The sequence below is a fragment of the Bifidobacteriaceae bacterium genome, assembly GCA_031281585.1.
Lineage (GTDB): Bacteria > Actinomycetota > Actinomycetes > Actinomycetales > WQXJ01 > JAIRTF01.
Map to the genome: position 1 here is coordinate 1 of JAITFE010000153.1, position 11,082 is coordinate 11,082.

Below are 11,082 nucleotides of genomic sequence, written 5' to 3' on the forward strand. Positions count from 1 at the left end.
CAGAGAGCGAGGCAAGATATGCGTCTTCCGCCTCCGCGAGCGCATCCTGCTCCGCCTCGGAGAGCGAGTCGACATACGCGTCCCCAGTCGGGTAATTCGCAGCCTCAGCCGGGAACACCGGGATGTACTCGCGCAGAAGCGACCACTCGAGTTCATCCGAAAATGAGTCCTCGTCCGTGTCGATCTGCGGGGCCCCGGGGTCCCAGCTTCGGTAGATTCGCATGGCTGCGCGTCCTGCGTGCCCGGCTCAGGTCAGCGCTTCTTGGCAGCGGCAGCAGTCGCGGCAACCACCGCAACGCCGGCGTCCGCAGCGTCCTTGACGCCGCCTTCGGCGGCATCCACGCGCTTGGCGCCTTGGGCCAGCACGTCGGTCTCGAGCGCGGGCGGAACATAAGTCGCGATCCCGGCAATCAAGCGCACGCCGCGCCCGCTTTTGTTCGCGACCACCAGGTCGCGGTCCAGTACGTATTTCGCCATCATCTTTCTCCTGTTAGCCCCGCGGGGTTGCCCCCGCGGGAATGGCATCAGCCGGTGACTTCGTTTGCGCGACCAGGCACCACGAACAGAACGGTGAGCGACGTCTTCCCCGCGGTCGCGGCGGTCGTGCCGGACGTGACCTTCAAGTAGAGCGTCGCGTCATCGCCGAGCGAGACGCCCGGGAGCAGCGCCTGGCCGCCGGCCTGAATAGCCGTGCCGATGGCGGTGCCCGAGGCGTCGGAGGCCAGCGTGAGGATCGTGGAACCCGCGCCGGAGCCGCCACCGACCGTAAACGGGGTGTCAGCAGCGGCGGCGTAGCCGATGATCCGCGCGAGATGCGGCAGCTTGGCAATCGGCGCGACGAAGTTCGCACTGGCGGTCTTCAAGTCGTGCGTGCCGCCGGCGACATCCTTGATGATGTCGTCGTAGCGCAGCGTGAGCGTGAGGGCCTCGACGTGCTGCGAGGCGCCTACGGGTTTAAATGTGCGAGCCATGGTTACGCTCCTTTTGTAGCGACATAAACGGAGACAACGCCGTGGTCTTCGGACTGTCCGTTCGTATAACGATTCGGAAACAGGGGCTTTTTGAAGCCGATGATCCGACCCGCGCTGATGCCCTTGCGGCGGTCATAGTCGAACTTCTTCTCGCACCAATTGACCGAATCCAGGTCGGCGAATGCCAGGGCCTGCGCGCCGCAGAACAGCAACTGCGCGCCGTCGATATTGCCCGTGGAGCCATACTTGCTGCCCGCTGGGGCGCGGATGGTGCTCGGGGCCCAGCGATGCTCATGAACGTAGATGCCATCGACGGGCAGGATGCCGCCGGAGAACAGCTTGTTCTTGTCGCCCCGCTGCGCAGCGTGCGTCACCGCCTGCATGTACGCCGGGTCAAGCTTCAAATCCGCAAGGACGAACGGGGGGACGTACAGGTGGTACAGGTCCTCGCCATTCGGTCCGCGCACGGGCTTGATGTAATTGGAATGCGCCCAGGCTTTGAGCCGGACGATCATGTTCCAGGTGATGGTGTCGGTAGCGACCACGTCGCCGGAGACCCCGCCGACCACCAGCGCGCCATCAGAGTCCGCGGTGTTCTTTGCCCACCGAATCCGCCGACGTTCCGTCGGAGGAGACACGTCCTGGGCGAAATCGAGCAGGTGAAGCTCGGTCACGACATCCGGGTCGCCGATGGGGCGCTCCGAGCCGTCCGGACGGTACTTGTAATCGATGCCGGCCAGCGTCAGGAACGCGAGCTGATCGATACGATCTGAGAGCCAGTACTCCAGGGCGTCGCGGGCTTGCACACGGAAATTGACGATCGTTCTTTGATCGTCCATCACCCCTTTGTTGATGTGCGCGGCCGCGAGTTGGTCGATGGTGATGTACTGGGCGACGCTGGTGAGCGCGGATTCGCGACCTTCCAGGTTGCGGTCTCCCGCCACGCCGTCGTTTTCGCCATCAGGCACGAGCGTAATCGCAGCGCGAGCGCCCTTGCCATTGACCGTGAGTTCTTTGACGTGCTGAACCACGCTGTTGGCGCTTGTGCCCAACACTGTGTTCAGCCAGCTTTTATTGCGCGCGTTCTTCCAAAGGACGCGGTTCCAGTTCGTGATTTGTTCGGGCTGGAGCTCCCCGAATTTAGTAAAGGCCATTGTCGGCTCCTATCAATTAAAACCACCCGACTCACATGAGCCGAGATTGATCTGTCATTGACGCCGACAAAGGCGGAAACACGCATAACGCAGCGCGAAGGGCGAACGCCAGAGTTCACACTGGCATCCCCACTATACAACCCAAAATGGGACAAGTCAACGTAGAAACGCGAATTTTGACGAAGAATTGCGAATGATGCTATGATTTAGAACAAATGAGACAAAAATCCATCCTCCTCGACCAGCAACAGGCGTTTGTAGACGCACTGTCGGCGGGGTTTAGCGTGGCCGCGTCCTCGAAAGAAGCCGGGTTCAGCCAGGCCACCGGCTACAAGCTCTTAAACGTGGCCGAGGTGCAAGCGAAGCTCGACGCCGCGCGCTACGACCTGCGCGAGGTCTCCGGGCTGCGCCGGGTCGACATGGCCGCGGTCGCCCTGGAGGCGATCGACATGGCCCGCACGCTCTCAGACCCCCAGGCGATGCTCGCCGGGGTCAAAATCTTGAACGACATGCTGGGCTACAAGGAACCGGACAAGCTCGAAGTCGCGCTCACGGTCTCGGAGAACCGGGTGCAGGCCCGGCTCCAGCAGATGTCGGACGCCGAACTGCACCGCATCATGCGCGGGGACTACACCCCGTTGGAATCGGACGTCATCGACGCCGAAGAAGTCCCCAATGGCTGACTTCGGGGATATCACCCTCGGCGACATCCTGCGCGCTCGCGCCGAGGAAGAGGCCGCGCGCCTGGCCGCGGAGGCCGAGGCGGAGGCAGAAGCGGAAGCTGCGGATGCCGAGGCCGCGGCCGTGGCGGCAGCGCTGGCGCCGGAGCCGGAGCCGCCCCCGCTGCCAGCCCCCGCCGCGCCGATCCCCACCGACCCCGAGTCCTGGGCCCCGCGCAAGAAGACCCGCAAGAACAAGAAGCGGGAGGCCGAGGCCGCGCCCGAGGGCGAGTACAAGGCCCCGGAGTACATCCCGCCGACGGACCCCCGGCAAGAACTGGCCGCCCGGACGCTCTGCCGCCGCCGGCTCCTCCCGTTTGTCCAGCGCTTCCGGCCCGCGTACCTGGCCGGGTGGGTGCATGACGACATCTGCCGCCGTCTGGAGCGCTTCCTGGAGCGCGTCGAAGCGGGGCACTCGCCCCGGCTCCTGCTGCTCTGTCCGCCGCGCTCCGGCAAGTCCGAACTCTCCAGCCGCCACTTCCCCGCGTGGGTCCTGGGCAAGCACCCCGATTGGGAGCTGATCGCCGCGTCCCACTCCCTCACGCTCTCCCGCAGTTTCTCGCGCTACATGCGCGATCTCATCCGCGACCCCGCGTACAACTCCGTGTTCCCGGACGCAGTGCTCGACCCGAGCAGCCAATCGATTGAGAACTGGAACATGACGGCGGGCGGGGGGTATCTGGCTGCGTCTAATGGCAGTGGCATAACGGGACGCGGATGTCATATTCTGGTGCTTGACGATCTTCTCGCAGACATGGAGGCCGCGGACTCCCCGGTCCAGCGCGACGCCCTGTTCGAGTGGTACCTCTCCACCGCCTACACCCGGCTTGCGCCGGGGGGCGGGGTCCTGGGGCTGATGACGCACTGGCACGAAGACGACTGGGCCGGGCGCATCATCGCCGCAGCCGAAGCCGGGGGCGACAAGTTCGAGGTCGTGCGCTACCCCGCGATCAATGAAGCGGGCGATGAGTACATCATGCCGGATGACAGCATCCAGCAGATCACCCCCGGCTTGCCCGTCCCGGAGGGCGCGCGGCTGACCCGACGCCGCGGCACGGCCATCCACCCGGAGCGCTACTCCACGGAAATGATGCTGGCGATCCGCAACAACATGATCCACGGCGGGCAAAAACGCGTCTGGGACGCGCTTTTCCAGCAGAACCCACTCCCGGACGAGGGCATCTACTTCAATAAAGGCATGATCCGGGACTACGGCGCCGCGCCGGCCAGGGACGATCTCTTTATCTATCAGGCGTGGGACTTCGCCATCACCCTCGACACCGCCAACGACTACACGGTCGGTGTCACGATCGGCCAAGACCCCTCGGACAACCTCTACGTCCTCGACCTCATGCGTTTCCGCAGTGACGACGGGTCCTTCATCATCGGGACCATACTGGACTTCGCACAGAAGTGGAACGCGGGCGTCCTGGGCGTTGAGGACGGCCACATCTGGAAGTCCCTCATGTTCCAGTTCACGAAGGAGTGCAAGGCGCGCCGCTACTACCCGAACCACGAGGTCCTGCGCCCCTTGACTGACAAGCTCGTGCGCGCCAACGCCCTCCGGGGCCGGATGCAGCAGGGGAAAGTGTACTTCCCAGAAGAAGCCCCATGGCGCGACGAACTCATCCGGGAACTGCTCCATTTCCCCAGCGGGCAGCACGACGACCAAGTCGATGCCCTGGCCCACAGCGTGCGGCTGACGCTCACGCGCTCCGCCCCCCGCATCCGCGACCCGCAGATCAAGAAGCAAAAAAGCTGGATCGACCTCGTGCGCCGCGCAACCCACACAACCCGGGACCACATGGCCTCATGAATACCAAACCCATCAAGGCCAGCGACAAACGCGTCGTGAGCGGCCAGGGCGACATCAACCAACTCGCCCCCTTCAAGTACCCCTGGGCCTGGGAGTTCTTCCTGACGGCCAACCGCAACCACTGGGCCCCCACGGAGATCAACATGGGCCAGGACCTGCACGACTACCGCCACCGACTCACCCCGGCGGAACGACACCTGTTCGAGAACGTGCTGGCCTACCTCACCACCTCCGACATCCTCGCCATGCGGAACATCGGCCTGGCCGTCATGGAGAAGATGACCGCCCCGGAGCTCCAAATCTACCAGGCCCGGCAGGTCTACGAGGAGGCGCTGCACACCTGGACCTACCAGCACTGCATCGAGACTTTGAACCTGGAACAAGGGGAAATCTACAACCGCTACCGGGTCGTGCCCGCCATCCAGGGGAAGATCGCGCTTGCCAACCGGCGGCTGGAAAAAATCCTGCGCTCGGACCTGGACCTGACCGACCGGGCGACGCTGCATGAATTCGCCCTCTCCTACCTCTTTTTCGCCGGCATCTTCGAGGGCTGCTGGTTCTATAACGGCTTCTCCCCCATCTTCGCCCTGCAACGCCGGGGCCTCATGAAGGGCACGGCGGAACAGTTCCAGTACATCATGCGCGATGAGGTGCTGCACTGCGCCTTTGGTCTGCGCGTCATCCGCGAGCTGATGAACGAGGAGAACCTGACCCTGGACCCCCGGGCTGTAGCCGAGCTCTGGGAAGAAGCCGACGCCGCCGAGGACGCCTACGCCCGCTATATCCTGAAAGACCCGATCCTGGGCTACTCCGCGGACCTGCATATCGGCCAGTTCCGCTTCGTTGCCAACCGCCGCGCCGGCCAACTGGGGCTGGACACGCCGTTCCCCGGCGCGCAGTCCGTGCTGCCGTGGCTGGACGAACAGGCGAATTTGCGAAAAGAGAAGAACTTCCTGGAGACCCGCGTTGCGGAGTACCAGACAGGCGGGAGCCTGGAATGGGAGTGAGCTTACGCCACGCGGGCCTGGTCCCGGTAGAACGCGGCCAGCGCCTCAGCGGAGGGCCTGGGGACCGGGGTGTGCCCCCGCTCCCAGGCCTCCACCAGCGCCACCACGTACTCAAACCGAGCGCGCGCCTCCGGGGCGACCTGGTCTTCGGGCAGGTCCATCGCGGCCCGGATCAGTGCCAAGGCCGCTTCGTACTCGGTTTCGGACCGAAGGTAATTTGTCATCATGCCCCTATTTTAACAGGAAACAGAGCGCTTCCCCTTGACATTCGTAATTCTTCGTGTAAATTCGAGGAATGAAGAATTCCGACGTGGCATACGCAGAAGCCCAGTGGGAGCGGTATACATACTGCCGGAACCGTGGGCACCTCAAGTTCATCGAAAACGCTGAACGGTGCGATCAGTTCGCCCTCGGGCAGCAGTGGAAAGAGGAAACCGCGCACAAGCTCATCGCCTCGGGCCGACCCGTCCTGACGCTCAACAAAATCCTCCCCACGACAATGACCATGCTCGGGGAGCAAATCCAAAACCGCACGGACATCCTCTTTAGGCCCCGCGCCGGGGCCTCGTCCGATACCGCGGACGCGCTCACCAAGGTCTTCTCGCAAATCGCCCAGACCAACCAGCTCCAATGGCGGCGGTCTGACCTCTTCCTGGAGGGCATCGTCCGGGGCCGCGCGTTCTACGACGTGCGCATCGACTTCAACGACGCAATGCAAGGCGAAGTCCGCATCACCAATCTGAACGCCAAGAACGTTCTGATCGACCCGGACGCGTCGAGCTATGACCCCGACGAGTGGAGCGACGTCTTCATCACAAGCTGGATGACATGGCCCGACATCGCCATGCTCTACGGCGAGCAACACGCCAAGGCCCTGCGCGGCGGCATCGGCAGCGACCTGCCCATCTTCGGGCACGACAGCGTCTTTGAACACACCGACAGGTTCGGAGGAGACTTCTCAAACCTCGGCGATGTCCCCGAAGGCACCAAGGACGACGGCACCTACCGATCTATCCGCGTCCTCGAACGCCAATGGCGCAAGTACGCGAAGACCGAGCACTTCGTCGACCTCACAACGGGGGACCTGCGGCAAGTGCCAGAGAACTGGGACCGCGAGCGCATCGCGGCCTACCTGGACCGGCAGCAGGGGAACGTGGCAGTCATTGACAAAAAAATCAAACGCTTGCGCTGGACCGTGACGGCTGGCCCCGTGGTCCTGCATGACGACTGGAGCCCCTACCGCCATTTCACCGTCGTGCCGTTCTTCCCGTTCTTCTTGTACGGGCGCTCGGTCGGGGTCGTCGAGAACCTGATCTCCGCCCAGGAACTCTTGAACAAGGCTGCGAGCCAGGAACTTCACATCATCAACTCGACCGCAAACTCCGGCTGGGTCGTCAAAGAGGGCTCACTAACCAACATGACGGTCGAAGAACTGGAAATGCGCGGGGCCGAGACCGGCCTCATCCTCGAGTTCAACAGCGACGTCCCGCCGCAAAAGATCCACGCCAACGCCATCCCATCCGGCCTGGACCGCGTAACCTATAAAGCGGAGGAGTACATCAAGTCGATCTCCAACGTCTCGGACAGCATGCAGGGGTTCGACCGGGAGGACGTCGCGGCCAAGGCCATCGCCCTAAAGCAGCAGCGCGGCTCGGCCAACCTCACCAAACTCTTCGATAACCTCGAGCGCACCGACTTCTTGCTCGCCAGTCGGGTCCTGACCCTGATCCAGAGCTACTACACCGAGCCGCGGCTCCTCAATATCACCCACGACGGGCTGGACCGGGCCGTCGAAGAAGTGCAGGTCAACCAGCCGGACGAAGCCACGGGCGCGATCATCAACGACCTCACCCTCGGCGAGTTCGACATCATTACGGCCTCCGCCCCGGCCCGCCAAGCCCTGGAAGACAGCCAGTTCGAGCAGGCTGTCTCGCTCAAGCAACTGGGCATCAACATCCCCGACGCCACGCTCATCGAGAACAGCCGGCTCATGCGCCGCGCCGATCTCATCAAGCAGATGGAAGCGTCGTCCCAGTCCCCGGAAGCCCAGGCGCAGCGCGAAATGCAGCAGCGCGGGGCCGCGGCGGAAGTTGCGGTCAAAGAGGCCCAGGCCCAAAAGACCCAGGTCGAGGCGCAGGTCCTGGCCTCCACCGGCGGGCAGCCGGCCGGGCCCGCAGGCCCGGACCCCGAGCTGGCCCGCGAGGAAATGGATATCAAGATCGCCCGCTTGAAGCTTGACGCCCAGCGGCAGGCAGCGGACGTTGAACTTGAACGCCAGCGCATGGAACACTCCCTGCTCGCCGGGAGCGAGAAACTCACCCGGGAGCAGGAGATGAAAGAGCAAGAGCTTGCGGTCAAGGCCGCGAGCGAGGCCGCAAAGGCCCAAACCGCGGCCCAGGGCCAGGAAGAAAGCGCGGCGAAAGAGCGGCTCGCACGCTTGCGCGAAGCCGAAGACCCGGACGCAACGACCCCCTGAATTAACCCACCCTCCTAGAAGGAGTATCAAATGACTGACGACGACACCAGCGCCGATCTCGATTTCGGGAACGATGCCACTGACGAACTGGACCAGATTGAGACCGGCGACGCGGACCCCGCGGACGAAGGCCCCGGCGCTGACCCCGCGGACGAGGGGCCCGGCTCTGAGGCCGCGGACGAAGGCGCAGACGACGACACCAGCGCTGCGGACGACGACGCCGGGGGCAAGAAGGACGACAACCTGATCCCGCGCCCGCGCTTCAACGAGGCCGTCCAGAAGGAACGGGCCGCGCGGCAAGCCGCAGAGACCCGCGCCCGGGAACTGGAAGCCAAGCTTCTGGAGGGCCAGACGCATCAGGTCGAGCAGACCCACCTCGAGGAAGTGCTGCGCGCCCAGAAGGCCGCCGAAGACGCCTACACCAAGGCGCTGGAAGATGGCGCGCCGTCCGACGAAGCCGCGCGCCTATTCCGGGTCATGCGGGACGTCGATGCGTACCGCGCCCGCGCAGAAGCCCAGTTCATCGCCCGCGAGCAGTCCATGGGCCTGATCGAAGCCGCCCGGCTCGATGAAGTCGTGACGACCATTGAGACCACGTACCCGGCATTCGACCAGAACTCCGACGCATACGATGAGATGCTGACCAAGCTGGTCTCCGCGGAGTATGAGACGCGCCTCAACCAGGGCATCGCGCCCTCTCGGGCGATGCGCCAGGCCGCGGACGCTGTGGCGGGTCGCTTTCTTAAAGGTGCTTCGGGTGCCTCGGGCGCGGCCGCGGGAAAGACAAAGGCCGAGGACACAGACACGGAGTCCAAAGGCGCCAAGACCGCCTCCGCGCGCAAAAAAGAAGCCATCGCGCGCAATGTGGCGACGGCCAACCGGCAGCCGCCCACGCAAGCAGGCGTCGGGGCGAATTCCGACGCCGCGGGACGGCGTGCCGGGGCCGCGGTCTCGGAAGCGGACCTGGACAAGCTCACCGCCGACGAGCTTGAAGAAGCCCTGGGGAACGCATGAACGCCAACATCGTCATCGCCGGGTTCGTCGGCCTCGTTGCCGGAACTTCGATCGCCGCCTGGGAACTCTTGAAGTGGCTGGTGCGCCTCGCGCTGTGAGCGCGCGCTGACAACTGGATGCCATAAAGAAGGGCGGCGCGGTTCCGCCCTTTTCTTTTTATTGAGTACAAAGGAGTATTGTATGTGCACACAAAGTTTTCCTCAACTTGAGGAAAACCCCGCGATACCCGGGGTAGCTGGGCCCCTCGGCCTGAGGAAGTTGCCACGGGCGCAGCCCACGGGCGTAGCCACTGCGCGCAAAGCGCTGATTTTGCAACGTCTCCCCCTAAAAGGGGAACGCCCCACCCGGCTTCCTCCAATGGAGGATTTCGAAATAATCAACAACTTAGGGCCCGTCACCGCGCCATTCCGAGTTTTCGCCAAAACTGGCGAAAACTCAGGCGTGCCCCCGAGTTTTTTCCAGAGTCGGAAAAAACCTCAAAGTCCATCCCACGAAGGAGCATTCCATGAGTAACACAGATGTCGTACCAAACAGTTTTATCTTCGAGGACCACCAAGTCCGCGTCGTCACGGACGAGTCCGGAGAATCCTGGTTCAACGCCAATGACGTTTGCGAGATTTTGGGCTACGCGAACCCATCGAAGACACTGCCGGATCATGTCGATGGGGATGACCTAACGAAACGTGAGGTCATCGACACCCTAGGTAGGACGCAGCAAGCGAACCATGTCAACGAGTCCGGGCTGTACTCCCTGATCCTCGGCTCGTCCAAACCGGAAGCCAAGCGACTCAAGAAATGGGTCACGTCCGAGGTCCTCCCGTCCATCCGAAAGACCGGCGGATACGTCGTCAGGAAAGCCGGCGTCGATGCCCTCGTGACCGCGATTGTGAACCTCGGCAACTTCGTTGCGACGGTCCCAGGCGTGGAACCGGGGATCGCCGCCGCTGCAACGCTCAACTGCGTCCGCACCAATACGGGCATCCAGATCGAGGACCTGCGGGTTGCGCTTCCAGCCCTCACCGGGCCGGACACCTCTCTCAACGCGACGAAAGTTGGCGAGGCCCTCGCACTGGGCGAAGGCCGCCGGGCCGCGGTGCTCGCCAACCGGCTCCTGGCCGACGCTGGCTTACAGTTCAAGAACCCGCGCGGGGAATGGGAACTGTCCAGCGAGGGCACCCGGTTTGCGTCCGCGCGGCCCTACAGCAACAAACACAGCGGCTACCAGATTCTCTGGAAGCCGGAAGTCGCCGGGCTCTTGCGCGAACACCTCAGCGCGGAGGAAACGCAGGCGAAGGGGGCCGAAGCATGAACATCGAACATCTGCTCGCCGTACTGGGCACCTGGACGGTGGTGATCCTGACTGCGTGCGGGGTGTACGTCGTGTCGAATCTTATCGGCTACGCCCTATGGCGGCGCATCCTGTCCCTCGCCAACACCATCGACCGCCACGCAGCAGTCGTCGAATGGACCAAAAACCACCCTGAACGCGCCGCGCGCACCTGCAAGCGGCAAGATCGCATCGACCGTATAGACGGAGAATGAAATGACATACCACAACAGCAGCACGACCATTGACATCAAGTGCAGCCCCGACGAGCTCGCCGGGGTCATTGACGCGCTCCGGCGCGCTGGGCTCTTCGACGAGGTGAGCGAGGGCGCGCCGTACCTGCCCCAAGCCGTCGTCCCGGCGGCAGTCCGGGGACCGAGGTGGCACGACAGCGTGATGGACCGCGTCCTTCTTACCACACTCATAACGGCCGTGATCACGCTGTCGATCTGCTCGACGTGGATTATTGCCAAACTTGCGGGGTGGGTAGCATGAGTAACCTTGCGACCGTGAAGTACCTACAGCGCGACCTCACCATGACCAGCCGGGAGATTGCGGCGCTGTGCGAGAAAGAGCATAAAGACGTAATGCGGGACAT

At 63.6% G+C, this 11,082-nt stretch carries 13 protein-coding genes; 8 read left to right on the plus strand and 5 right to left on the minus strand.

All coding sequences use genetic code 11. From position 1 onward, the window contains the following. From LBC97_15795 to LBC97_15810, 4 genes are all read right to left on the minus strand, one after another. The coding region (locus LBC97_15795; GenBank protein ID MDR2567484.1) for a hypothetical protein at positions 1-223 on the minus strand (223 nt) is incomplete at its 3' end. 29 nt (positions 224-252) lie between these two features. Then, positions 253-480: a hypothetical protein gene (locus LBC97_15800; protein ID MDR2567485.1), complete on the minus strand. Its 228-nt coding sequence runs from the start codon at positions 478-480 to the stop codon at positions 253-255. A gap of 44 nt (positions 481-524) precedes the next feature. Continuing rightward, positions 525-971, minus strand: a complete 447-nt coding sequence (locus LBC97_15805) for a hypothetical protein (GenBank protein MDR2567486.1) — start codon at positions 969-971, stop codon at positions 525-527. Positions 972-973: 2 nt separating this feature from the next. Beyond that, entirely contained in the window at positions 974-2,125 is a 1,152-nt protein-coding gene (locus LBC97_15810) for a DUF4043 family protein (GenBank protein ID MDR2567487.1), read from the minus strand. 215 nt (positions 2,126-2,340) lie between these two features. Between LBC97_15810 and LBC97_15815 the strand changes: the two genes are divergently transcribed. From LBC97_15815 to LBC97_15825, 3 genes are read left to right on the plus strand one after another with little or no spacing between them, the layout of a single operon-like run. Continuing rightward, positions 2,341-2,808: a hypothetical protein gene (locus LBC97_15815; GenBank protein ID MDR2567488.1), complete on the plus strand. Its 468-nt coding sequence runs from the start codon at positions 2,341-2,343 to the stop codon at positions 2,806-2,808. Next, on the plus strand, positions 2,801-4,660 hold the full coding sequence (gene terL, locus LBC97_15820; protein MDR2567489.1) for a phage terminase large subunit: 1,860 nt from the start codon (positions 2,801-2,803) through the stop codon (positions 4,658-4,660). Before LBC97_15815 ends, terL begins: the two co-directional genes overlap by 8 nt. Next, positions 4,657-5,667, plus strand: coding sequence for a ribonucleotide-diphosphate reductase subunit beta (locus LBC97_15825; GenBank protein ID MDR2567490.1), 1,011 nt, complete (start codon positions 4,657-4,659; stop codon positions 5,665-5,667). The genes terL and LBC97_15825 overlap by 4 nt, the downstream gene beginning before the upstream one ends. A 2-nt stretch (positions 5,668-5,669) precedes the next feature. Here the strand turns inward: LBC97_15825 and LBC97_15830 are convergent, their stop codons facing one another. Continuing rightward, a complete protein-coding gene (locus tag LBC97_15830; protein ID MDR2567491.1) occupies positions 5,670-5,894 on the minus strand; it encodes a hypothetical protein in 225 nt (74 codons plus the stop codon). 68 nt (positions 5,895-5,962) lie between these two features. On the opposite strand from LBC97_15830, the gene LBC97_15835 reads away from it, so the two are divergent. From LBC97_15835 to LBC97_15855, 5 genes are all read left to right on the plus strand, one after another. Next, complete coding sequence (locus tag LBC97_15835; GenBank protein MDR2567492.1) at positions 5,963-8,143, plus strand: hypothetical protein; 2,181 nt, start codon at positions 5,963-5,965, stop codon at positions 8,141-8,143. Positions 8,144-8,173: 30 nt separating this feature from the next. Further along, positions 8,174-9,157 carry a hypothetical protein gene (locus LBC97_15840; GenBank protein MDR2567493.1) on the plus strand — a complete coding sequence of 328 codons (984 nt, stop codon included), beginning with the start codon at positions 8,174-8,176 and terminating at the stop codon, positions 9,155-9,157. A 505-nt stretch (positions 9,158-9,662) separates the two neighbouring features. After that, positions 9,663-10,466 (plus strand): Bro-N domain-containing protein, encoded by an 804-nt coding sequence (locus LBC97_15845; GenBank protein MDR2567494.1) that lies wholly within the window; start codon positions 9,663-9,665, stop codon positions 10,464-10,466. Further along, entirely contained in the window at positions 10,463-10,699 is a 237-nt protein-coding gene (locus LBC97_15850) for a hypothetical protein (GenBank protein ID MDR2567495.1), read from the plus strand. The genes LBC97_15845 and LBC97_15850 overlap by 4 nt, the downstream gene beginning before the upstream one ends. A 1-nt stretch (position 10,700) precedes the next feature. Continuing rightward, entirely contained in the window at positions 10,701-10,979 is a 279-nt protein-coding gene (locus tag LBC97_15855) for a hypothetical protein (protein ID MDR2567496.1), read from the plus strand. Positions 10,980-11,082 lie beyond the last annotated feature (103 nt).